23 protein-coding genes and 1 pseudogene are annotated in these 24,673 nt (G+C 36.3%); 20 read left to right on the forward strand and 4 right to left on the reverse strand.

Going from position 1 to position 24,673, the window contains the following annotated elements; all coding sequences use genetic code 11:
- Positions 1–63: 63 nt before the first annotated feature.
- The 11 genes and pseudogenes from pyk (at position 64) to V192_RS19055 (ending at position 12,573) form a co-directional block, all read left to right on the forward strand.
- Positions 64–1,821, forward strand: coding sequence for a pyruvate kinase (gene pyk, locus V192_RS0102250; protein WP_025868756.1), 1,758 nt, complete (start codon positions 64–66; stop codon positions 1,819–1,821).
- Positions 1,822–2,007: 186 nt separating this feature from the next.
- On the forward strand, positions 2,008–3,027 hold the full coding sequence (adhP, locus tag V192_RS0102255) for an alcohol dehydrogenase AdhP (RefSeq protein WP_025868757.1): 1,020 nt from the start codon (positions 2,008–2,010) through the stop codon (positions 3,025–3,027).
- A 373-nt stretch (positions 3,028–3,400) separates the two neighbouring features.
- The gene (locus V192_RS0102260; RefSeq protein WP_025868758.1) at positions 3,401–3,703 is read left to right on the forward strand and encodes an Fpa/YlaN family protein; all 303 of its coding nucleotides are present in this window, start codon (positions 3,401–3,403) and stop codon (positions 3,701–3,703) included.
- A gap of 3 nt (positions 3,704–3,706) precedes the next feature.
- The gene (locus V192_RS0102265) at positions 3,707–4,897 is read left to right on the forward strand and encodes an FtsW/RodA/SpoVE family cell cycle protein (protein ID WP_035010697.1); all 1,191 of its coding nucleotides are present in this window, start codon (positions 3,707–3,709) and stop codon (positions 4,895–4,897) included.
- Between the two features lie 114 nt (positions 4,898–5,011).
- Positions 5,012–8,440, forward strand: coding sequence for a pyruvate carboxylase (locus V192_RS0102270; RefSeq protein WP_025868760.1), 3,429 nt, complete (start codon positions 5,012–5,014; stop codon positions 8,438–8,440).
- Positions 8,441–8,459: 19 nt separating this feature from the next.
- Complete coding sequence (locus tag V192_RS0102275) at positions 8,460–9,581, forward strand: CAP-associated domain-containing protein (protein ID WP_025868761.1); 1,122 nt, start codon at positions 8,460–8,462, stop codon at positions 9,579–9,581.
- 2 nt (positions 9,582–9,583) lie between these two features.
- A complete protein-coding gene (locus V192_RS0102280; protein ID WP_025868762.1) occupies positions 9,584–10,015 on the forward strand; it encodes a YlbF/YmcA family competence regulator in 432 nt (143 codons plus the stop codon).
- Positions 10,005–10,355 carry a YlbG family protein gene (locus V192_RS0102285; RefSeq protein WP_025868763.1) on the forward strand — a complete coding sequence of 117 codons (351 nt, stop codon included), beginning with the start codon at positions 10,005–10,007 and terminating at the stop codon, positions 10,353–10,355. Before V192_RS0102280 ends, V192_RS0102285 begins: the two co-directional genes overlap by 11 nt.
- Positions 10,356–10,463: 108 nt before the next feature.
- On the forward strand, positions 10,464–11,027 hold the full coding sequence (gene rsmD, locus V192_RS0102290) for a 16S rRNA (guanine(966)-N(2))-methyltransferase RsmD (protein ID WP_025868764.1): 564 nt from the start codon (positions 10,464–10,466) through the stop codon (positions 11,025–11,027).
- The gene (gene coaD, locus V192_RS0102295; RefSeq protein WP_025868765.1) at positions 11,020–11,523 is read left to right on the forward strand and encodes a pantetheine-phosphate adenylyltransferase; all 504 of its coding nucleotides are present in this window, start codon (positions 11,020–11,022) and stop codon (positions 11,521–11,523) included. The genes rsmD and coaD overlap by 8 nt, the downstream gene beginning before the upstream one ends.
- A pseudogene (locus V192_RS19055) lies at positions 11,513–12,573 on the forward strand (SepM family pheromone-processing serine protease). The gene coaD and the pseudogene V192_RS19055 overlap by 11 nt, the downstream one beginning before the upstream one ends.
- A gap of 273 nt (positions 12,574–12,846) precedes the next feature.
- On the opposite strand, the gene V192_RS19060 reads toward V192_RS19055, so the two are convergent.
- Both V192_RS19060 and V192_RS0102310 read right to left on the reverse strand, forming a co-directional pair.
- Positions 12,847–13,509 (reverse strand): PH domain-containing protein, encoded by a 663-nt coding sequence (locus tag V192_RS19060; RefSeq protein ID WP_239644548.1) that lies wholly within the window; start codon positions 13,507–13,509, stop codon positions 12,847–12,849.
- A 51-nt stretch (positions 13,510–13,560) separates the two neighbouring features.
- The gene (locus V192_RS0102310) at positions 13,561–14,085 is read right to left on the reverse strand and encodes an RNA polymerase sigma factor (RefSeq protein ID WP_025868766.1); all 525 of its coding nucleotides are present in this window, start codon (positions 14,083–14,085) and stop codon (positions 13,561–13,563) included.
- 99 nt (positions 14,086–14,184) lie between these two features.
- On the opposite strand from V192_RS0102310, the gene V192_RS0102315 reads away from it, so the two are divergent.
- The 6 genes from V192_RS0102315 to V192_RS0102335 all read left to right on the forward strand — a co-directional run bounded on the left by V192_RS0102315 (position 14,185) and on the right by V192_RS0102335 (position 19,282).
- Positions 14,185–14,808 carry a helix-hairpin-helix domain-containing protein gene (locus V192_RS0102315; protein ID WP_025868767.1) on the forward strand — a complete coding sequence of 208 codons (624 nt, stop codon included), beginning with the start codon at positions 14,185–14,187 and terminating at the stop codon, positions 14,806–14,808.
- 163 nt (positions 14,809–14,971) lie between these two features.
- The gene (locus V192_RS0102320; RefSeq protein WP_025868768.1) at positions 14,972–15,481 is read left to right on the forward strand and encodes a ComE operon protein 2; all 510 of its coding nucleotides are present in this window, start codon (positions 14,972–14,974) and stop codon (positions 15,479–15,481) included.
- Entirely contained in the window at positions 15,444–17,480 is a 2,037-nt protein-coding gene (locus V192_RS21095; protein ID WP_239644549.1) for a ComEC/Rec2 family competence protein, read from the forward strand. Before V192_RS0102320 ends, V192_RS21095 begins: the two co-directional genes overlap by 38 nt.
- Positions 17,426–17,785 (forward strand): ComEC/Rec2 family competence protein, encoded by a 360-nt coding sequence (locus tag V192_RS21865; RefSeq protein ID WP_239644550.1) that lies wholly within the window; start codon positions 17,426–17,428, stop codon positions 17,783–17,785. Before V192_RS21095 ends, V192_RS21865 begins: the two co-directional genes overlap by 55 nt.
- Positions 17,786–17,834: 49 nt before the next feature.
- Positions 17,835–18,866: a DNA polymerase III subunit delta gene (holA, locus tag V192_RS0102330; RefSeq protein WP_025868769.1), complete on the forward strand. Its 1,032-nt coding sequence runs from the start codon at positions 17,835–17,837 to the stop codon at positions 18,864–18,866.
- A 20-nt stretch (positions 18,867–18,886) separates the two neighbouring features.
- Positions 18,887–19,282 (forward strand): ester cyclase, encoded by a 396-nt coding sequence (locus tag V192_RS0102335; protein ID WP_025868770.1) that lies wholly within the window; start codon positions 18,887–18,889, stop codon positions 19,280–19,282.
- A gap of 106 nt (positions 19,283–19,388) precedes the next feature.
- On the opposite strand, the gene rpsT is transcribed toward V192_RS0102335, so the two are convergent.
- On the reverse strand, positions 19,389–19,643 hold the full coding sequence (gene rpsT, locus V192_RS0102340) for a 30S ribosomal protein S20 (RefSeq protein ID WP_025868771.1): 255 nt from the start codon (positions 19,641–19,643) through the stop codon (positions 19,389–19,391).
- A gap of 280 nt (positions 19,644–19,923) precedes the next feature.
- On the opposite strand from rpsT, the gene V192_RS0102345 reads away from it, so the two are divergent.
- The 3 genes from V192_RS0102345 to V192_RS0102355 all read left to right on the forward strand — a co-directional run bounded on the left by V192_RS0102345 (position 19,924) and on the right by V192_RS0102355 (position 22,254).
- Entirely contained in the window at positions 19,924–20,901 is a 978-nt protein-coding gene (locus V192_RS0102345; RefSeq protein ID WP_128080794.1) for an inorganic phosphate transporter, read from the forward strand.
- A gap of 12 nt (positions 20,902–20,913) precedes the next feature.
- Positions 20,914–21,537, forward strand: coding sequence for a DUF47 domain-containing protein (locus tag V192_RS0102350; protein ID WP_025868773.1), 624 nt, complete (start codon positions 20,914–20,916; stop codon positions 21,535–21,537).
- A 78-nt stretch (positions 21,538–21,615) separates the two neighbouring features.
- Positions 21,616–22,254: an HD domain-containing protein gene (locus V192_RS0102355; protein ID WP_025868774.1), complete on the forward strand. Its 639-nt coding sequence runs from the start codon at positions 21,616–21,618 to the stop codon at positions 22,252–22,254.
- Positions 22,255–22,645: 391 nt separating this feature from the next.
- Here the strand turns inward: V192_RS0102355 and V192_RS0102360 are convergent, their stop codons facing one another.
- Positions 22,646–24,559 (reverse strand): heavy metal translocating P-type ATPase, encoded by a 1,914-nt coding sequence (locus V192_RS0102360; protein ID WP_025868775.1) that lies wholly within the window; start codon positions 24,557–24,559, stop codon positions 22,646–22,648.
- Between the last annotated feature and the right edge of the window lie 114 nt (positions 24,560–24,673).

Here is a 24,673-nt window from a genome sequence, read left to right on the forward strand (position 1 = left end):
CACTTGAGGAAAATAGATAATCTTCATAACGTATAAACAAAAATGGAATAGGAGCGTTTGGTAATGAAAAAAACGAAAATCGTATGTACGATCGGACCAGCTAGCGAAACTGTTGACATGCTAGTAAACTTAATGAATGCAGGGATGAATGTTTGCCGTTTGAACTTCTCACATGGTGATTTTGAAGAACATGGCAACCGCATCAAAAATATTCGTGAAGCTGCAAAAATTACAGGAAAACGTGTAGCAATTTTATTAGATACAAAAGGTCCTGAAATCCGTACGAACGAAATGGAAAATGGCGCTATCACTTTAAAAACAGGTGATTCAGTACGTCTTTCTATGACAGAAGTTTTAGGAACAAACGAAAAATTCTCAATCACTTACCCAGAATTAATTAACGATGTAAACGTTGGTTCTCATATCCTTTTAGACGATGGTTTGATCGATTTAGAAGTAACTGATATCGATCGTACTGCTAACGAAATCGTTACTTTAGTTAAAAACGAAGGCGTACTAAAAAATAAAAAAGGCGTTAACGTCCCTGGTGTTTCTGTAAACCTTCCTGGTATTACTGATAAAGATGCAGCAGATATCCGTTTTGGTATCGAACAAGGTGTTGACTTTATCGCTGCAAGTTTCGTTCGTCGTGCAACTGACGTTTTAGAAATTACTAGAATTCTAGAAGAAGAAAACGCAACGCATATTCAAATCATTCCTAAAATCGAAAACCAAGAAGGAATCGACAACATTGACGAGATCTTAAAAGTTTCTGATGGTTTAATGGTTGCTCGTGGTGACATGGGTGTTGAAATTCCAACTGAAGACGTTCCAGTCGTTCAAAAAGAATTGATCAAAAAATGTAACGCTTTAGGTAAACCAGTTATTACAGCAACTCAAATGTTAGATTCTATGCAACGTAACCCACGTCCAACACGTGCGGAAGCAAATGATGTTGCCAATGCAATCTATGACGGAACAGACGCAGTAATGCTTTCTGGTGAAACAGCTGCTGGGGACTACCCATTAGAAGCGGTTCAAACGATGGCACGTATTGCAGTTCGTACAGAAGAAGCATTGATCAACCAAGATTCATTTGCATTAAAATTATATAGCAAAACAGATATGGCTGAAGCAATTGGTCAATCAGTTGGACACACTGCACGTAACTTGGGTATCCAAACAATCGTTGCAGCAACTGAATCAGGACACACTGCTCGTATGATTTCTAAATACCGTCCGAAATCTCATATCGTTGCAATCACTTTCTCAGAACAAAAAGCGCGTAGTTTATCATTATCTTGGGGTGTTTATGCAACGGTTGCTGACAAACCATCAAGCACTGATGAAATGTTCAACTTGGCAACACACACTTCTCAAGAAGAAGGCTTTGCAAGTGAAGGTGATTTGATCATCATTACAGCTGGTGTACCAGTAGGCGAAAAAGGGACAACAAACTTAATGAAGATCCAAATGATCGGATCAAAATTAGTTCAAGGTCAAGGAATCGGCGAATCATCAGTTATTGCTAAAGCAGTTGTAGCAAATACGGCTGAAGAAGCAGTAGCAAATGCAGTAGAAGGTTCTATTCTAGTTGTTAAGACAACTGACAAAGATTATATGCCTGCAATTGACAAAGCGATTGCTTTAGTCGTTGAAGAAGGCGGATTGACTTCACATGCAGCAGTAGTTGCAATTGCGAAAGATATTCCAGTAATCGTTGGCGCGGCAGATGCGACAAACTTAATTACAAATGATGAATTAATCACTGTTGATCCTCGTCGCGGTATCGTTTACCGTGGAGCAACAACAGCAATCTAAAATCTCCATTATATAGTGAATAGAGTGAAAATGAATCGTGCAATGTGATTCATTTTCGCTTTTTTTTATTGATTTTGAACAAAATTTCATGAATAGAGAACGATTTTTCGGAAAGTCTATTAAAACGATTTCATACATGGTAAAATGTAATTGTTACCATATAATAATAAATTCAGGAGTGATAAAATGAAAGCAGCTGTTGTAACAAAAGAAAATAATGGAAAAGTAGAAATCAAAGATGTAGATATTCGACCGCTTGAAGCTGGCGAAGCTTTAGTAGATGTAGAATATTGCGGTGTTTGTCATACTGATTTACACGTAGCTCATGGCGATTTTGGTGAAGTTCCAGGTCGAGTGATCGGTCATGAAGGAATCGGCATCGTTAAAGAAATTGCTCCTGGTGTTGAAAGTTTAAAAGTCGGCGATCGTGTAAGTATTGCTTGGTTCTTCGAGGGCTGTGGCACTTGTGAATATTGTATTACAGGTCGTGAAACATTCTGCCGTCAAGTAAAAAATGCTGGATTTTCAGTAGATGGTGCTATGGCGGAACAATGTATCGTTAAAGCTGACTATGCAGTTAAAGTACCAGAAGGATTAGATCCAGCTCAAGCTAGTAGTATTTCATGTGCAGGTGTGACTTGCTATAAAGCAATTAAAGTTTCCGATGTAAAACCGGGACAATGGGTTGCTATCTATGGTATTGGAGGCTTAGGTAATTTAGCGATCCAGTATGCTAAAAATGTTTTCAATGCAAAAGTAATTGCGATCGATATCAATGATGATAAGTTAGAATTTGCAAAAGAATTAGGAGCTGATTTAGTTTGTAACCCACTAACAGATGGGGATGCAGGAGCATGGATTCAAGAAAAAGTCGGCGGTGCACATGCAGCAGTAGTTACAGCTGTCTCAAAAGTAGCGTTTAATCAAGCAGTCGATTCTGTAAGAGCTGCTGGAAAAGTTGTTGCTGTGGGATTACCACCAGAAACAATGGACTTAGCAATCGTCAAAACAGTATTAGATGGTATTCAAATCGTAGGTTCATTAGTAGGGACTCGTAAAGACCTGGAAGAAGCCTTCCAATTCGGTGCAGAAGGGAAAGTAGTACCAGTTGTAGAAACACGTTGTCTACACGAAGTAAATGATATTTTTGAAGAAATGGAACAAGGAAAAATCAAGGGCAGAATGGTTGTTGATTTGAAGAAATAAAATAATTACAAATTAAAAAATAACACAAAAAGCAAAGCCCCTTAAAGAATGAGTTGAAGTTCTACTTTTTAAGGGTCTTTTTTTATACAATAAAATCTTCGTCTAGGGACTTTAATAGCATCTTAAAATAGATTCTGTTACTATTAATAATAGAATTTCTATAAAACAAAATAGCTGCGACCTATTGTCAGGTTTAAATTTACGCAAAGATCACGTTTCTTTTTCTTATGCTGTAAAAATAATGAGATTTCTGTCCATTTCCATTTGTTAAAAATTAAAAAAAATTTTAAACAGAGGATTTTCAGAAAATTTCTGTTAATAATCAGACAAATTATGCTATAATTACATAATTAAGATGGGAGGTTTAGTGCAAATGGAATCCATTTCAAAAGATTTTGCCGTTCAGCTGTTAAACGATGATGCACAAAGGATCTTGAAGTTGATCCGTAATCAAAAAAATAGCCTATGTATTTCCCAATGTAAGGCCTTTGAGGAAGTCGTAGATACACAAATGTATGGTTTCTCTCGTCAAGTGACATATGCCATCCGATTAGGTATTTTAAGTTCAAAACAAGGACATCAATTGCTAAGTGATTTAGAAAAAGAGCTTAACCAATTATATAGTGACGTTTATGAGGAAAGACAAGAAAAAAAAGAGATTGGCAAGGAGGTTTAAACTTTGCCGAACAAGATAAAAAAGAGGCATCTGTTAGATTATAGTATTTTAATCCCGTACTTAGTCCTTAGTGCAGTGGGATTGATTATGGTTTATAGTTCAACATCCTCTTTGTTAGTTTCACAAGGAAAGCCACCTACAGGGATGGTTGTCACCCAATTACAATTTTGGCTACTAAGCTTGATCGCAATGTTTTTTATTTATAAGATGAAAACCACTGTGTTTCAAATCAAAGGATTTATTATGTTTGCAATCGTAGTCATTTCTGTATTGCTTCTAGCTGTTCGTTTTACAAAGTTAGGCGCTGAAATCAATGGTGCCAAAGGCTGGATTCAAATTGGTACATTTTCAATGCAGCCTGCTGAATATCTAAAGATCATGGTGATTTGGTATCTAGCCTATATTTTAGGGCGGAGACAGAAATACATCGATAAAGAATTTAAAAAAGCTGTGTTTAGACCAATGCTTTTGGTTGGTTTTTTAATTTTCCTTGTAGCAATTCAGCCCGATTTAGGGAACGCTGCAATTTTAACTTTATTGGTCATTATCATGGTTCTTGCTAGCGGCATAAATTATATGTATACCTATCTGGTCGGTGGTGCTGGGATTCTAGGAAGTATTGCAGTTATTCAAACGTTGCTTTTAACTGGTGGAAGTTTTATTCCAGACAGATATCAGTATGTTTATCAACGCTTCGCTATCTTTTTAAATCCATTTAAAGATGAACGAAATGCTGGGCATCAGTTAGCGAATTCTTATTATGCTATCAATAATGGTGGCTGGTTTGGAAAAGGTCTGGGAAATAGTATTCAGAAAAAAGGTTTTTTACCTGAAGCTCATTCAGATTTTATTTTCGCTATTACAATTGAAGAATTAGGGTTATTTGTTGCACTGATTATACTGGCAATCTTGATGTTTATGATTGCTCGGATCATATTAGTGGGTGTACGTTCTAAGAAACCATTTAATTCGTTGATGTGTATCGGTATTGGTTCAATGCTGTTATTACAAGTATTTATCAATCTTGGCGGGATTACTGGAGTCATCCCTCTAACAGGTGTAACATTTCCTTTCTTAAGTCAAGGAGGAAACAGTGTATTGATCATTTCAATTGCTGTGGCATTTGTATTGAATATCAGTGCAGATGAGAAAAAGCAAAAAATGGACCAAGAATACCAATTACTTGGTAATTAATAAATAAATGAAGGTTAATAAAAGGCGAAACAGAAAAACTTTCTTCTAACTGATAGAAAGTTTTTGGAGTGAGTAAGTATGTTTTTGCCACATTAAACGGGTAGGAGTGAAAGAATGAAAAAAGTTTTAGTAGCAAATCGTGGAGAAATTGCAATTCGAATTTTTAGAGCCTGTACAGAGATGCACATCGGGACAGTAGCAATCTATGCAGCAGAAGATGAATATTCTGTTCATCGTTTTAAAGCAGATGAAGCCTATTTAGTTGGTAAAGGTAAAAAACCGATCGAAGCCTACCTTGATATGGAGGATATTATTCGGATCGCAAAAAAATCTGGTGCGGACGCGATTCATCCAGGTTACGGATTTCTTTCTGAAAATTTAGAGTTTGCTCGTCGTTGTGAAGAAGAAGGGCTGATTTTTGTGGGTCCAACACTACACCACTTAGATATTTTTGGCGATAAGATCAAAGCCAAAGATGCAGCAGTAGCAGCAGGAATTGCCTCAATACCAGGCACTGACGGACCTGTAGCTACAGTTGAAGAGGTTTTAGCGTTTGGCCAAACACATGGCTTTCCAATCATGATCAAAGCAGCACTTGGCGGCGGCGGCCGTGGAATGCGAGTTGCTCATGATGAAAAAGAAGCTAGAGAAGGCTATGAACGAGCGAAAAGTGAAGCAAAAGCGGCTTTTGGTTCTGATGAAGTCTATGTAGAAAAGTATATTTCTAACCCTAAACATATTGAGGTTCAAATCCTTGGTGATAAACATGGCAATGTCATTCATTTATTTGAACGTGATTGCTCCGTTCAGCGTCGTCATCAAAAAGTCGTAGAGGTAGCGCCTTGTGTTTCGATGAATGAAGCTAAGCGAAAAGAGATTTGTGATGCGGCAGTCCAATTAATGAAACATGTTGGGTATGTCAATGCTGGAACAGTTGAATTTTTGGTTGAGGGGGATCAATTTTATTTCATCGAAGTTAATCCTCGTGTTCAAGTTGAACATACGATTACTGAGATGATCACAGATATTGATATTGTAGTTTCTCAGCTTCAAATTGCTCAGGGACTTGATTTGCATAAAGATATGAAGATTCCACAACAAGAGCAAATCACTTTAAATGGTGCTGCGATCCAATGTCGTATTACTACAGAAGACCCGTTGAATCATTTTATGCCAGATACTGGGAAAATCGATACCTATCGTTCACCAGGTGGTTTTGGAGTTCGGCTTGATGTTGGAAATGCTTATTCAGGCGCTGTAGTTACGCCATATTTTGATTCATTACTAGTGAAGGTTTGTACTCATGGCTTCACTTTTGAAAAAGCAATTCAAAAAATGGAACGTTGCCTAAGAGAATTTAGAATTCGTGGTGTCAAAACTAATATCCCGTTCTTACACAAAGTGATTGCTCATCCAGAATTTAAATCAGGTGAAGCAAAAACAACTTTTATCGATAACACACCGCAATTATTTGAATTTCCAAAATTAAGAGACCGTGGCAATAAAACGATGAAATATATCGGTGAAGTAACTGTGAATGGTTTTCCAGGAATTGAAAAATCTACGAAAAAATACTTTGATGCACCGCGGATTCCAACGGATCTGGAATTACGAAGTGATTATGTGACTGCTAAAAATGTTTTAGATGATGCGGGCGCACAAGGTGTTGTTGACTGGATCAAAAAACAAGAGAATGTTTTATTGACTGATACAACTTTCCGTGATGCGCATCAAAGTTTACTGGCAACTCGTGTAAGAACACAAGATTTCAAAGAAATTGCACGCTTGACAGGTGAAGGACTGCCGGAGCTATTTTCTAGTGAGATGTGGGGCGGTGCAACATTTGATGTTGCTTATCGTTTCTTAAATGAAGATCCATGGCAAAGACTGCGTAAAATCCGTAAATTAATGCCAAATACATTATTACAAATGTTGTTTAGAGGATCGAATGCTGTCGGCTATCAAAATTATTCTGATAATGTTATTGAAGAATTCATTCAAGAATCAGCACGACAAGGAATTGATGTTTTCCGTATCTTTGATAGCTTAAATTGGTTACCACAAATGGAAAAAAGTATTCAAACAGTCAGAGACACAGGCAAAATTGCAGAAGCTGCTATTTGTTATACAGGGGATATCAATGATCCTTCTAGAGCAAAATACAATGTTGAGTATTACAAAAATATGGCCAAAGAACTTGAACAAATGGGTGCGCATATTATTGCAATCAAAGACATGGCTGGTTTATTAAAACCGCAAGCAGCATATCGCTTAATTAGTGAGTTAAAAGCTACAACTGATTTACCGATTCACTTGCACACTCATGACACGAGCGGTAACGGTATTATCACGTATTCAGCTGCAACTAAAGCTGGAGTTGATATTGTCGATGTGGCAACTAGTGCAATGAGTGGTGCAACAAGTCAGCCTAGTATGAGCAGTTTGTATTATGCTTTAGTTAATGGTGATCGTACACCTGACGTCAATATCGATAATACGCAAAAAATCAACCATTACTGGGAAGATGTTCGCATGTATTACCAACCATTTGAAAATGGCTTGAATGCACCTCAGACAGAAGTCTACATGCATGAAATGCCAGGTGGACAGTATTCTAATTTACAACAACAAGCGAAAGCTGTTGGTTTAGGTCATCAGTGGGATGATATCAAAAAAATGTATCATACCGTCAACTTGATGTTTGGGGATATCGTAAAAGTGACGCCTTCTTCAAAGGTTGTAGGAGATATGGCACTGTTCATGGTTCAAAATAATTTAACAGAAGAAGATATCTACGCTAATGGAGAAGATTTGAGTTTCCCTGAGTCCGTGGTGACATTCTTCCAAGGCGATTTAGGTCAACCAGTAGGGGGATTTCCTAAAGATCTACAAAGAATTATTTTGAAAGGACGTCCAGCTTTTACTGAAAGACCAGGAAGTTTGGCAGCGCCTGTAAATTTTGATAAAGTAAAAACAGAATTGGCTGAAAAGATCGGCTATGAACCAAAATTAGAAGAGATCTTGAGTTATTTGATGTATCCTCAAGTATTCTTGGATTATCGTACCTCTTATCAAAATTTTGGTGATGTGACCTTATTGGATACGCCAACGTTCTTCCAAGGAATTCGTCAAGGAGAATCTGTAGAGGTTCAAATTGAAAAAGGTAAGACATTGATCATTCGTTTAGATGAAATTGGTGATCCTGATATTGAAGGCAATAGAGTGTTGTTCTTCAATTTAAACGGCCAACGCCGTGAAGTAGTGATCAAAGATACTTCTATCAAATCGTCTGTTCAAGCAAAACGAAAAGCAGAACCAACCAATAAAGAGCAAATTGGCGCAACAATGTCAGGCTCTGTTCTCCAAGTTTTAGTGAATAAAGGAGATAAAGTTAAAAAAGGAGATGCTTTGTTAGTAACAGAAGCGATGAAGATGGAAACAACGATCGAAGCGCGTTTTGACGGTATTGTTGAACATATTTACGTTTTTGAAGAGGAACCGATCAGCTCTGGTGATCTATTAATAGAAGTAAAAGAAAATTAAACGAAAAGTGGGGAAAGAGATGAAACGATTTTTAGCTTTCTTAGGCGTTTTCTTTGTAGTCCTGATTGGCGGCTATTTACAGCCAGTCTTTTTTCCCACTGACAGAATGCCGCAAGAAGCAGATAGTGGGAAACAACTTGTTTCCCATACTGCTTTACCCTATGAAGAAATTAAAACTTCAGGTTATGCAACCTACATAGGTGAAAAAACAGATGATTTCATAACTGAATTTGGAGAGCCTAGTGAAAAATTGAAAACCGCTATGGATTATGAACTATGGATCTACGGCGAAAAGGATACAGACTATCTAGAAGTTAATATACAAGATAATAAGATTTCCGCAATCAAAGCGTTCAACGATTCAAAAAAAACAGCACCATTTTCAACGGGCATGGAGTTATCCGATGTTTCTGAATTAATGACTATTTACTCAAACTTTGCATTTACATATAAAGAAAATAACTATAATATTGAATTAATGGAAGAAGATATGAATTATCGTCCGCTTGTTGCATTCGATAATAAGACGTTTGCAATTTTATTTTTCAATCATGGCACTGGGAAACTAGCTGCTGTTACTTACTTAGATAAGAAAACATTATTGACATTGATGCCCTATCAATTGCTTGAAGGTGAAGCCATTCCATTGCCTATAACCGAACAAACAGTAGGGTTTGATGCTGTTAAAAGTAACCAAGTGATTCGAGTAATCAATTTATTGAAGCTAAAAGAAGGTCTGCCTATTTATCGGGCGAATACTGAAAGCCAAAAAAATGCTCAAAAACTATTTGAAACACTAGCTAACAATCAAAAAGCAATTCTTTCACCAGAAAGAGCAGAGGCATGGCAATTTAGTAAAGAGGAAATGACTTCAGAGGCGCTCTTTACATTGACAAATGATGAGTATCAAAAGTTGCTTAAAAATGGACAAGTGGATAAAAAAAAGGCGACAGGCATGTATATAGAACCAGTTTATGATCCAAGTTTTACCGTGCTATCATGGTTTTCTGATTCATTGTATTATTCCCGCTTTGCACATCAAGACAAGGAAAACATCGGCGTTGCATTCTCTAAAGCAAGTATGTTAGTCTTATTACAAGAAACTGAAAAAGAAATATCTCAAACAGAGGAAAGTGAATAAGTATGATAGTGACAGAGAAACTTTTTGAAATAGAAGATCAGACAGAAAAACTTGTACAAGCAATTTTGGCAAGTGACAGTATTGTCTCTTATAAAATAAATCGCCAATCAATGTATAACTCAAAAGATGTTCAGGAAAAGCAAAAAACTTTTTTAGATGCGAAAGATTCCTTTGAGCGAATCGAGGCCTATGGAAACCATGCGCCAGATTTTCGCACAAAACAACGAGCAGTGCGTCAAGCTAAGCGAGCATTAGATGTAAGTGAAGAAGTAGCTGAGTTTCGTTTTTCTGAAACAGAGGTTCAAACGATCTTAGATTTAGTAGGGATGGCAGTAGCTAAGACGATTTCAGATGATATTAAAGTAGATGCTGGAAATCCTTTCTTTGAAAAAGGGAAACATTCAGGTTGCGGAGGTAGTTGCCATGCAAGTTAATGAGGAAAAAGAATTTATGATCCAAAAGCGCCGTTGCTTGGTTGTTTGGGTATATAGCTTAAAGCAATTAAAAACGTTAAAACGCTACGGAGCGATTCATTATGTTTCTCGTCGAATGAAGTATGTAGTGATCTACATGAACGAAGAAGACATTGAAAGCTCGGAAGCTAAGATCAATGGTCTGCATTTTGTTCGTAAAGTAGAACGTTCATACCGTCCAGACGTAGAAATGAACTTCGCTGAAAAAATTGGGACAAAAGCGGCGTATCAATATGAGAAAGAAGAAGGATTTGAAGTCGAAGAGTTAAGTACCCAGATCCGTTTAGCTGAAAATGTGTAAAATCTAAGATGAAAAATGTGAACGAATGTCAAACATTTTTCATCTTTTTTCTGTATACTTGGTATACTATGAATGATATAGAAACAAGATGTAAAGGAGCGTTAAAAGATGCGAGTTATTTCTGGAGAGTACGGGGGACGACGTTTAAAAGCATTAGATGGTGATAATACTCGACCCACAACTGATAAGGTAAAAGAATCAATTTTCAATATGATCGGTCCCTATTTTGATGGAGGAACGGCTTTAGACTTGTACGCTGGTAGTGGCAGTCTTGCGATCGAAGCGGTGTCCAGAGGAATGGATCGAGCTATTTGTATTGAAAAAAATTTCGCTGCAATTAAAATCATTAAAGAAAATATTGCTGTAACAAAAGAATCAGAAAAATTTGTTATCAAAAAAATGGATGCCAATAAAGCATTAGAATTTCTGAAAGAAGCTGGCACTAAGTTAACGCTAGTCTTACTAGACCCACCTTATGCTAAACAGGAAATCGAAAAGCAAATCTCGCAAATGCTTGCTTATGATTTACTAACTGAAGATGCTCTGATCGTTTGCGAGACAGATAAATCTGTTGTGCTTCCTGAAACAATTGGTACTTTAGTGAAGACTCGTGAGACAACTTACGGGATTACCCAAATAACAATTTATAAGCAGGAGGTAGTCAATGACTAAGATCGCACTGTTTCCAGGAAGCTTTGATCCTTTAACAAATGGACACCTAGACCTGATCGAACGTAGTACAAAAATATTTGATAAAGTAATTATTGGTGTTTTTGTGAATACAAATAAGACGGCTCTTTTTACGTTAGAAGAAAAACTTTTTTTGATAAAAGAAGCAGTCGTTGATTTAGAAAATGTTGAAGTAATCGCTCAAGAAACCCAACTCACCGTTGAAAGTGCTGCACAATTAGGGGCGAATTTTTTAATTAGAGGAATCAGAAATGTGAAGGATTACGAATATGAAAAAGATATTGCGATGATGAATCATCATTTAGCTCCTGAACTAGAAACTGTTTTTCTATTAGCAGATGAAGCGTATGCTCATGTTAGTTCAAGTTTGTTAAAGGAAGTCCTGAAATTTGGCGGAGATGTTTCTGCATATTTGCCAAAATCTATTAATCAAGCATTAAATCAAAAGAATCGTGAGATGAAGCCGAATGAAGAATAAGCATGAAGAAAAGGTATCGATCAAATCAATGTTGCCGTTTATTTTGGTCGTTTTACTGATTATTGTCATGATATTTCCGATCCCTTATTATATTGAAGGACCAGGGACAACGGAGAATTTAAAAGAATTTGTTACAGTGAATAATGAAAAAGATTCAGAATCAGGAGCCTTTTACTTAACAACTGTGGGCGTTCGCAAAGCAACATTAGGCTCTGCTTTAAAAGCTAAGTTTTCTGATTTTCAAGAACTAGTGAGTAAAGAAGAGTTGATGGGATCTAGTACAAATAGTGAATATCAGCGTATTCAACAATATTATATGGACTCTTCAAAAAATGCTGCGATCGAGCAAGCATTAAAACTGGCTGATGTTCCTTATCAAATGAAATTCAAAGGGGTTTATGTTTTAGCAATTGAAGATAATTCTAATTTTAAAGGGAAGATCTCAGTTGGAGATACTGTAACAGGAATAGACGGTAAAACATTTAAAAGCAGTGAAGAATTTGTAGACTATGTAAAAAACAAAAAGTTGGACAAGAAGTTACGGTAAGCTATTTACAGGATGGAAAATCAAAAGAGGCGAACGGCAAGTTAATTGAACTACCAACGGATAAAAAAGCAGGTATTGGAATCGGCTTGACTGATCATACTGAAATCGATTCTTCAATTCCAGTTGAAATCGATGCAGGAGATATCGGTGGTCCGTCAGCAGGACTGATGTTTACATTAGAAACCTACGAGCAATTGACTCAAAAAGGAATCCGCAAAGGACATAAAATCGCTGGAACAGGAACAATCAATACAAAAGGCGTCGTTGGTCGGATTGGTGGTATCGATAAAAAAGTCGTGACTGCTAGTAAAAACGAGACCGAAATTTTCTTTGCACCTGATGATGAAATCACTAAAGAAATGAAAAAAGCCGAACCTGGCATTCAAACAAATTATGAAGAAGCAAAAGCTGCTGCTGAAAAAATCGGTACAAACATGAAAATCGTGCCTATAAAAAATGTACAAGATGCCTTAAATTACCTTGAAACATTGAAAGAGAAATAAGAAATTTTTATGTGGAATGGACCTACAGCTGTTCCCATCGTTTATTCGGATTTAGAGCCCTAGACAAAACTGATTTCTAGTTTTGTCTAGGGCTCCTTTTTACTTTGTGCATATCCAATTATAAAAAATGAAGAATAAGCGTTTGGATGACCGAGGCAGTTGAAAAGTCGAAAAGATGTTTAAAAGGTCCTATATGGAAAAATCCACCTAAAGCAAAGAGCGCTAAAGCAACTATCGCAAGAATGTTAAAAAAGTAAAATGTTAATCTATAAGCTAAAACAGGGTTGTTGACGATTCTGTCAAATGTTCGTTTGCGGTAAATTTTGTCGTAACAAAAATCTCTTTTAGTCCAGGAATGTCAGACAATTGTCGTTTTAAAATGTCAGCGTCCCGTTGGCCTAGCATTTCTGAAAAAATATGGTTTTCTGATTCGAAGTCAAAAGTATAGCTGAAAAGAGCCACCCGTTTAGGCGGGAAAGAGTCATCCCAGTCAAAGTAACTTGTTTTATTTTCTTTCAGGGTGATTGCCTTGATCGTCGTATAAGGATAGCTGAAAAAAGTCTTTTGATCTAAAAATTCAATGATCGTAGTAAAAATCATTCGTTGATCAGTGAAAATAAGCAGACGATTTCCCCTAAGATCATTAAAATCTTTCACATAAGCTTTGGCTTCCTCTGATTCGGGGTGATACATACCTAGTAATCCAAGTCCCACAGCAGAGACATTTTGCCCGTCATTTGTCATAGGGAGATAAGCTTGAATGGTTTCATCTTCTTCTAAATAAGGTTTGATTTTCTCTATAAAATCTTGTAAAAAAATATACATTTTTGTTTGATTGAATAATTTTTTCTTTTGCTGTGCATTTAGTTCTTTTTTTGAGTCGGCGCGTATTTCATTATTTAATTGGTTAATCACAATTTTAAATGGGTTGATCATCTTAAATTCCTCCTTGAATTAACAATTGTTCTAGTCTGTAAACATATTTGTTTATATGGTTGGATCAATGATTTCTTTCATTTTTTTACGCCCACGGGAAAGATGATTATAAACTTGTGAGACATTAATTTTTAGCATCTTGGCTATTTCATCCGGCGTATCTTGATAATAATAATATTTTAAGAAAATCAACTGATCTTCTGCTGTTAAATGTTTTAATAACTCTAGAAAATGTTCTTTCTCAAAGTAATCCTCTTCAAAAGTACTCTCAGGCAACTGATCCATAGGGATAATGTTCCGTTCACGGATGATCGAACGTTTTTTATCCAGACAAATATTTCTAGTAATCGTTAAACTCCACGTTTTCAAACTACTCTTATCAGCATCGTAAGTAGAAATCTTCTGCCAAATACGATAAAACACCTCATTTTCAACCTCTTTGCGATAATTGATTTCTTCCGAATGGCTTAAGATTGCCTGGATACACTTAATGATATCTGTGCCTAGCAGATCAATAAATTTCTCCAACCCCAAAAAATCTTTTTTTATCAATAATGCAACAATTTCCTTTTCCATCTGTTATCACCTTCTTACCCTATTATACGATGAACTTTCACTATTTCTATCATGAAAAAAAAGAAATAATGCGTATCTTTACTTTGAAGGAGGGAAATGATGGATTATCGTAGAGTGTTACAAAAATATAAGCAATATATTATCGGCGGAGTTATTTTGAGTATCATTGTCTGCAGTGTGGTTCTCTTTTTTTTAGTTAAATCTATACCAGAACCACGTGCTGAAGAAGACTTAGCATTAGCTTCAAGCAACTCATCTTCAACGCTAGAGACCAAATCTATTTCTCAGCAAATATACGTCGATATAAAGGGTGCTGTGAAAAAACCAGGAATGTATGAAGGAACTGTTAACATGCGTGTCTGGGATGCTGTGATGCTGGCTGGTGGGGTGAGTGAGGAGGCAGATACAAAGCAAGTTAATTTTTCTGAAAGAATTACTGATCAGATGGTGATTTATGTTCCAAAGATTGGAGAAGAAATCCAAGTAGCTAACAAAAGCGGTGATTCATTGACTGAACAAAGTAACAATATAAGTAAAGTCAATTTGAATCAAGCAAATGAGACTGAACTACAAACACTATCAGGTATTGGGCAAAAGAAGGCTCAAGAGATTATTCGATATCGTGAAGAAAATGGCGGGTTTAAATCGATTGAGGATTTAAAAAATATTTCAGGGTTTGGTGAGAAGACCTTTGAAAAGTTAAAGGATTCAATCACAACTTAATAGAATACTTAGATTTCAAAAGCTGAAAGACAATTATTTTGCAAATATCTGCTGCCGGTTCTTGACGAGACTTTTTCTATACTTTACTATTTGTGTTATCCTACTTTAATTTAAATTCAGCAAAAATAATAAAAAAATAAAACATTACTAAAAGGAGTAAATCATGACACTAGAAAGAATCCCTTGGGATCAATATTTTATGGCACAAAGTGTGCTGCTATCTTTGAGAAGCACATGTACAAGACTAGAAGTTGGTGCAACGGTTGTTAGAGACAAACGAATCATTGCGGGAGGATATAATGGATCTGTTAGTGGCGATGTTCACTGTATTGATGACGGCTGCTATATTGTTGACGGTCATTGTGTCCGGACGATCCATGCCGAGATGAATGCCATTTTACAATGTGCAAAATTCGGTATACCGACAGATGGAGCAGAGATTTATGTGACTCATTTTCCCTGTTTACAATGCACTAAAATGATTCTACAGGCGGGGATCAAAAAAATTCATTATTTAAAAGATTATCGTAATGATGAGTACGCGCTGGCTTTAATTAAGCAAGTGGGTGCAACAGTGGATCAAGTAACCTTATCTAAGAAATACTTTGCTGAATTACAATTAGGAGAAGATGAGATTGCTTCAGTGGAAGAAGCACCTCAAACGGATCAATAATTACTGGATTTTTCCAGTATTAGTAACGATAGGAACTGTTTTTTTTGTTATAGAACCAAGTGTTTTAATTGGAATTATTTGGTTTTATCTTGTTTATCGGGTTCTTTGTACACGTAGTACAGCGATCATTAGTGCTAGCTTTATGTGCATCCTGATTATTGCCGTTTCGTGTCTGTGGACATTGAATAAAGAAAGGCAATTAAATTTTCCAGAGAAAACTGATGTAACAGGAGAGTTATTTACATTGCCTGATCAATTTAAAGTCGATGGTGATCGTCTCCAGTTAAAGGGAAAATTTTTAACAGAGAAAAAAGAACAACGAGAAGTAATTGCATTTTATCGATTTACAACAGAACAGGACGCTCAAAAGTGGAGAAAAATCAATCAGCCGCTACGAATCAGGCTTTCAGGTGAGTTTACAACCCCTCTTGGACAAACGAATCTAAACGGTTTTGATTATCGCAAATCTTTAAAAGAAAAGGGGATCTACCAAACCTTAACAATCAGCAACATTCATAAACTTACAACTGAAAGCCCTAAATTTTATCAAATTTTTGCTCAGTTGAGCAGCATAAGAAAACAAGCTATCGATTATTGTGACTCGACATTTTTAAAAGAAACCGCACTGTATCTTAAAACATTGATTTTTGGGTTTAAGTCCAGTGAGTTTTCTCAAAAAGAAGACGTCCTAGCCAATTTGGGCATTCTTCATTTATTTAGTTTATCAGGAATGCATGTGACTTTTTTTGTTGGGAGTTTTCGCTATTTATTGTTAAGATGTGGGATTACAGTCGAGCGACTGTTTTGGTTGCAAGTACTGTTTTCCATTGTGTATGCTGGATTGACTGGCTTTTCGATCAGTGTTGTGCGGGCATTACTGCAAAGCCTGATATCTAGAAGTAGCCGTAGATTTAACTGGCATTTATCAGGACTGGATTGTTGGAGCATAACTTTGTTAATTGGCTTGCTTTTTCGACCATACTTATTGTTTTCTGTGGGTGGTCAATTAAGTTATGGGCTCTCTTTTTTTATCTTATATGTCCTACCTATTACGGAACGAATCAATAATCGCTATCTTAAAATGTACTGTTTTTCTCTTTTGTTGAACATTACAATGATCCCGCTAATGGGACGAACATTTTTTGAATGGCAGGTAACAAGCAGTTTGTTTACATTTTTATTGCTACCAGTATTTGAGCGATTTATTTTACCAGTATTAAGTCTTAGCTTATTGAGTTCCTTTGTTGTAAATATAAAATTTTTAAGTGATAGCTTAGAAATTTATTTTTTGATCCAGCAATCTGTCTTTGACTGGTTGAGCCGTTATAGTACATTGACGGTCGTTACCGGCATTTTTTCTCCGTTGCTTTTTTTAGTTGCTTGTATATTGCTTTTTTTACTTCTTCACACGCTATCTGAGCGCTCAAAGAAAGCTTATGTTATAGCAATCGGTCTTTTTTTACTTATGTATAATAAGCATTTTTCTCCCAATGGTACGATTGCTTTTATTGATGTCGGACAAGGGGACAGTATGTTTATTCAAACACCGTTTCATCAGGAGAATATTTTGATCGATACAGGTGGAAAAGTTGAGTTTGGAAAAGAAAAATGGGCTATTCGATCAAAGCAAGCCACAAATGCGGATTATTCTGTCATTCCTTATTTAAAGAGTAAGGGAGTAAAATATTTAGATAAAGTATTGATCAGTCACGGCGATATTGATCATTGCGGCGATTTGCTAGCAATTGATAAAAAAATACCTATTCGTTCTCTTTATTTCCCTGTGGGGACAGAAAATAAGGCCGCTTTTCGACATATGCTTAATCAGCTTAAAAGCAAAGGGACAAAATGTTATCCAATAGTAGGACAGGCGGAGGTCAGCCATTCGATTTTCATGAAATACTTGCCCCAGACAGTCCGGGAACCGGAGAAAATAAAGATTCAATGGTCGTTTATGCCAAAACGGCGAACAAAAGCTTCTTATTTACCGGCGATTTAGAAAGGGAAGGAGAAAAACGCTTAATTGAGCAATATCCAGGATTAAAAGTAGATGTATTAAAAGCAGGACATCATGGCAGTAAGACATCGTCAGATTCTTTATTTATTCAAAAAATTGACCCTGAAAATGCGGTTATTTCTTGTGGAAGAAATAATCGATTCAAGCATCCTCATGAAGAAACGCTGACCGTCTTGAAGCAAGCCAATATAGATATTTTTCAAACAAACAAAAACGGTATGATCTACTATGAATGGACGCCATTTTCAAACATGTCATCTGCTAAGATTGTTATGGAAGAAGACTAGCATTTCTTGAAATGACGTGATAGGATGGAAAAGAGAAATGAGGGAACGTATGAACTTACAAGAAGCATTAAAACAAGTGCGGCAGCAGCATTTTGCGTCAGTTTATTTAGTTCAAGGAACAGAGGGCTATTTAAGCGAATTATTTAAAACAGAGTTGATGAGCCAATTGATCAAAACAGAAGATGATCAATTCAATTATTCTTCTTTTGATATGGAGGAAGTCCCATTATCTACGGCTATGGAAGAGGCTGAAACAATTCCTTTTTTCGGTGATTATCGATTAGTTTTTATTGAGAATCCATATTTTTTAACTGCAGAAAGAAAAAGCAATGGACTAGATCACGATATTGATAGTTTGCTTAAGTATCTAGAGCAACCTTCGCCAACGACGATCTTAGTTTTTATTGCAAATGTTGAAAAATTAGATGAACGAAAAAAAATAACTAAAGCTATCAAAAAGCAGGCTGAAACTATTGATGTTAATCCAATGGGCGAGCGTGAAGTAAGGCAATATGTAGAACAAACAATTCAAAGTGAAGGATACGAGATCCGCCCGGAAGCATTTGATTTATTGTTGCAACTGACAGATTTGAATTTATCAAAAGTAATGGGGGAATTACAAAAATTATTTTTATATGCTTCTGACACGAAGATAATTACATTAACGAGTGTTAAAGAACTAGTACCAAAATCCTTGGAGCATAATGTATTTGATCTAACAAATGATGTTTTATCTGGTCACAGCGAAAAAGCCATTCAATTGTATGAAGATCTATTACTTCAAGGTGAAGAAACAATCAAATTAAATGCGATTTTGCTGAATCAAATCCGATTATTTTTGCAGACAAAAATTTTAGCAAAATTAGGGTATCAACAAGCAAATATTGCTGATACATTGAAAATCCATCCTTATCGCGTAAAATTAGCTTTGCAACAAGTACGGCGTTTTGAATTAGAACGCTTGGAAGCCATTTATGACGAATTAGTTGAGAATGACTTCTTAATGAAAACAGGCAAGATGGATAAAGAGTTACTTTTTGAATTATTTATCCTTAAGCTATCTGGACAAGTTACAAGATAAAATTATCTGGAGGGGTCTTTTTGAATGAATCTAAAAAGATAATTGAAGCTTTTTTTCACGATGTTCGTTCTGGAAAGAAGCTTCAAGCAGCTCATGACTTTATGCATCAACGTGTAATTGCTCATCAAGTTCAGTCGGAAAATGAATATACTGTAACCAGATCACCGCAAGATTACATCGAGCATGTAGAAGAGATGTTGGAATCTTATGGGGAATTTGAATTAGAGATTCAAGAAATACTGGCAGAGAAAAATAAAGTATTTGTCCGCTGGAAACAAACTGGTCAAACGAGTGAAGGCAAAATAATCATCCAGCTTGCAAGTGCTATTTATTTAATTAAAGAAGGAAAGATTTCTGAATACTGGATTCAGATCGATCGAAAAGGTCTTGAGCTCCAGAATGAAACTTTGCTATGAAGCGTACTTATTTTTTTACTAAAAAGAAAGGTTGAGGTAGATTTCTGCCTCGATCCTTTTTTTACAAAAAAAAGAAGCTAACTCCATGTTAGCTTCTAAAAAATCATTATTTTGCTACTTTTTTGCTTAGACGAGATTTGTCACGGCCAGCTTTGTTTTTATGGATTAATCCTTTTGTTTCAGCCATATCAACAGCTTTAATAGCTTCTGTATATAACGCATCAACATTGTCAGCACCAGCTGCTACAGCATCTTCAAATTTCTTGATAGCTGTACGCATTGCATTTTTTTGAGATGAATTTTGAGCATTCTTATTAGCGTTAGTACGTACACGTTTAATTGCAGATTCAATATTTGGCATTTCTTTCACCTCCGATAAATTAAGGTCTTACACAGGAAAATCCATATGTAATTCAACACTAATCATTATACCTAATCCAAACAGGCATTGCAATAAAAGATGACAAGTTTTTTTCCTTAACAGTAAAATTCTTGATATTGTTGAGTAAAAATTCAATTAGAATTTGAGTTTGCTTGGAAAAATAGATACTTTTTATAAAAAATATGCTATCATAACAGGGGAAAAATGAAATGGTGGTGTCAATGTGAATATTGCTCTAGTTGTAACAGTTACGCTTGTGATGGGGGTTATTTTCGTCAATGGTTGGACAGATGCGCCAAATGCAATTGCAACCGCTGTCTCTACTCGTGTTTTAAAACCAAATGTAGCGATTTGGATGGCAGTGGTCATGAATTTTTTTGGTGCGTTGGTAATGACGTATTTTAATGCACAAGTAGCTGAAACGATCAGTAACATCGTAAGTTTTGATGCACACGGAAATGCATCGCAGGTAGCTTTAGCTGCCTCGCTATTTTCAATCGTTGTATGGTCAGTAGCGGCGTGGTACTTTGGTATTCCAACAAGTGAGAGTCATGCTTTAATAGCTGGTTTGACAGGTTCTGCCATGGCCTTAGGCGGAATCGGTGCAGTGAACGGTTCTGAGTGGGCCAAAGTACTGCTTGGTTTAGTTGTTTCCACCGTAATGGGATTTGGTGGCGGCTTTCTTGTTACAAAGCTAATTGTAATCCTTTTCAAAGGTGTAGCTAGGAGAACTGCGAATAAAGTTTTTACTTATGGACAAGCATTTGGTGCAGCTGCCAATGCCTTTTTACATGGAGCTCAGGATGGTCAAAAATTTATGGGCGTATTCATGTTGGGACTTTATTATAATAATCTAGCAGAAAAATCTGGTTCAGGGTTTATCATTCCGATTTGGGTCATGGTACTTTGTTCTGTTACGATGGGATTCGGTACATCTGTGGGTGGTATGAGAATCATTAAATCAGTCGGGATGGATATGGTGAAATTAGAACGTTATCAAGGATTTGCGGCTGATTTAAGTACAGCGGTTTGTTTGTTTGCGGCTTCTATGTTTGGTATTCCTGTTTCTACGACTCATACGAAAACGACTGCAATCATGGGTGTAGGCGCTTCAAAACGTGTATCAAGTGTTGATTGGCGAATCGTAAAAGAAATGCTGATTGCTTGGATTTTGACGTTTCCAGGTTGCGGAGTCATTGCCTTTGTTATGGCAAAATTATTTATAGCACTATTTTAAGGAGAGAGTAAAATGGCTAGAAAGAAGCAATTTGATTATTTTGGGGAATTAGAGCATTTAGCAAAAAACGCACATCAGGCGGCTGAGTTGTTAGAAATGATCGCAATAGACTATTCACTAGAAAAACTTGAAAGTGAAGCTGAAAAAATCCATATACTAGAGCGTGAAGGCGATCAGATCGTTCAGAAAATTTTAAGTGAATTATACGTTTCGTTTATAACCCCTATCGATCGGGAAGATATTGTTGAAATAACTCAACGTTTAGATGATGTATTAGATACAATCAACAGCATTGCTTATTTGCTTAGCAGTCTGGTTGTGAAGGATTTAAATGAAAATGCTAGGGTGTTTATTACGTATGGAGTCGAATCAACAGCGGGGGTTTTAACTGCAACGAAAGAATTTGCGAAGTTTAAGAATTCTAAAACCTTACGTTTAATGATCGATGAGGTCAGCGAAATTGAAGGAAAAGCTGATAAACTATACAGTGATTCTCTTAAAGGGCTATTTACAAACGAACAAAATCCAATTGAGGTGATCCGTTGGAAAAATGTTTATGATCAACTAGAAGCGCTACTAAATGCCAGTGAATCGGTAGTAGATCTCATTGGTGGGTTAGTCATAAAAAATAGTTAATGATAAAAGTAAGAAAATAAACGGTTGAGATGATTCTAGAATTGTCTCAACCTATATTTGTATTTTGGAGGAGTCAGGATGCATAGTCATAAAATCGAAGCAATCAAGAGCTTTACTGAAGCAAAAATGGGGCAAGATCAAACTGGGCACGGAATGGATCACATAAATAGGGTCGTACGTTTAGCAAATAAAATTGCCAAAACTGAAGACTGCGATCTTTTTTTAGTTACAGCTGCAGCCTATCTTCATGATAATGTGGATGATAAACTGTTTTTGGATCCTGAACAAGCCTATCAGGAGTTGAAAAACTTTCTGCATGATCTTCACTTAACTGAGGATGAAATCAATCAGATCATCCACATTATCCAGAACCTGTCTTTTAGCCAAGAATTGAATGGAACGGCAGAAAAGCTGTCAATAGAAGGGCAAATAGTCCAAGATGCAGATCGTTTAGATGCTATGGGAGCAATTGGGATTGCCCGAACGATTTATTATGGTGGGAGCAAAGGAAACCCCATTTATGATCCTAAAATAAAGCCAAGAAACCTGAAATCAAAAGCAGAGTACCGAAAAGAGAGCACAGTCATCAACCATTTCTATGAAAAAATACTGCTACTCAAAGATAGTCTTAATACGGAATATGCCAAAGAAATCGGAGAAAAACGGCAACAATTTTTGAACACTTTTTTAAAAGAATTTTTAGAAGAATGGGATTAAATAAAGAAAATTTTAACTAAAATAATGGGCGTTTAAACAACTATAAGAAATGAATCATATGAACTAGCTGGTGTAGAGATTGCTCTATTTTCTGAGACCGAAGTGAGGTTGGGTCAGAAGTGTTTAACCCCGAGAAATAAGAAGAGATTCACGAAAATTGCTCTTCAAATTTTTGTGAATCTCAGCTTATTTCCGAAGGGGTTGCTTCTGATCTCACCGTTTATTCGGTTTTAGATTCCGAATAAACCGTTAGAGTAAAAGCAAACACTACACAACCTTTGGATCTCCTTAACTTTTACGAATGAAACAGGCAAGAACTGTGTTTCCTAGCAACTACTTAGTTCTTGTAGTTAAACACTCTTGTCCAACCTCTTCGAGCTTCTTTTTTCAATCAAATGCTTTCTGCTGTTTGGGATGAATAGTTGCTTGGTGAGAATTTTTCGGTTGGAATTGATTTTAGCATTCTCAAACCGTTTAGAATAACGAGAATTGTACTTCCTTCATGACCTATAACGCCAAGCGGTAAATTGATGATCTGAAAGAAATTAGATAAAATCAATAGAATGATGATGCCAGCAGAAAAAGCAATATTTTGAGTCACGATTCGCTTCAGTTTTTTTGAAAGTAGGTGACTCATTTGTAATTTCTCCAAATCATTTTGTATTAAAACGATATCAGCTACATCCATCGCAATATCAGTTCCTTCTCCCATTGCTACTCCAATTGCTGCATTGGCTAGGGCTGGAGCGTCATTAACTCCGTCACCGACCATAACGTTTACACCAAAAGTTTCTTTTTGTTCCTTGATCAGCTTTGTTTTGTCCTCAGGTAAACAATTTGCGAAAAGTTCATCCACTTCTAGTTCGGCGGCCACTGCTGCCGCTGTCTTTTCATGATCACCGGTAATCATAGTTGTATGGATGCCAGCTTGTTTAAAATAATTAAGCACTTTTTTTGCTTCCGGTTTAGGTACATCCAATAATCCAAAATAGGCGATAACTTCTTGATTTTTCGAGAGATAGATCACTGTTTTTCCGTCTGTTTGTAGTTGATTGATCTCAGCTTGAATGTTATTTGAAAGGATCGCCTGGTTATTGAATGCACCTTTTCCAACAGACCAAGTAACTGAATCAATCGTTGTTTCCATGCCAAAGCCAATAATATTTTTTACTTCTATGTGGGTATATATTTCGGTGCTTTCATCATCAAAACGACTAATGATCGCTTGAGCCAAAGGATGTGTGGATTGTCTTTCCATCGCTAAGAGAATATTTAAGCCTTCTTGTTTATTTTTTAGAAAAACAGCATCTGTAACAACAGGAACCCCACGAGTCAAGGTGCCCGTTTTATCAAAGGCAATTGCTTTTAATGAAGCCAAATTTTCTAAATAAACACCACCTTTAAATAAGACCCCATTTCTTGCCCCATTAGAAATAGCAGCTAAGGTTGCAGGCGTTGCTGAGGCTACTAAAGCGCAAGGCGAAGCAACAACGAGTAGGACCATTCCTCTATAAAAGCTCTCATTCCATGACCAGTCTAAAAAAAAGTATGGGATCAAAATCATCATAGGAATAGCAATCAAAACGACTTTTACATAGATATTTTCTAATTTTTCAATAAAAGTTGCTGTTTGTGAAGGTGTATTTTGTGCTTCGTCAACGAGACGAATGATTTTAGCAAATAAAGTATCCTCACTATTTTTGTTAACGGTCATTGTTATAGCTTCACCTAAATTGATTGTTCCGCCGAATAACTGTTCTTCCATTCCTTTTTCAACAGGAATGGACTCTCCTGTAATAGCGGCTTCGTCAAAGGTAGATGCCCCTTTAGTTAAAATGCCATCGATTGGGATGCGTGCCCCTTTTGGTACAAGCAGGTTATCGCCAATTTGTAATTCAGTGACAGCTACTTCAGTTGTTTTGCCTAACTCATCAAGCAAAAAAGCTGTCTCTGGCTGCAAGTTCATTAAACTTGAGATTTCTTTTTTACTTTTATTCGTTGTGTATTCTTCCAGCGCACCACTAAGACAGAAGATAAAGGTCAGCATGGCTCCTTCAAACCAATTTCCGATGATACAAGCACCGATTGCGGCCAAAGCCATAAGTAAATCAACATTTAGATGCTTATTTTCAAAGGTATCAAGTAGTCCTTCTTTTGTTTGTTTGAATCCACCAAAAAGAATGGCTAAAATGAAGCTGATCGGATAAAAAAATACACCGGTTTTTTCCAAAATAAATCCTACAATCATAAATACCAAACATAAAACTGTGGCTAGTAGCGCTTTTTTTTCTTCTGAAAGTTTCATTGATATCACTCCTTATAAAGAGCATAGCACATTTGGAATCTAATTGATAATTAATTATTCTAAATGAGAACGATAGTAGTTATCAATTAGATTAAACCTTTTGAATATTGAGTT

Source organism: Enterococcus crotali (assembly GCF_000633635.1).
Lineage (GTDB): Bacteria > Bacillota > Bacilli > Lactobacillales > Enterococcaceae > Enterococcus_L > Enterococcus_L crotali.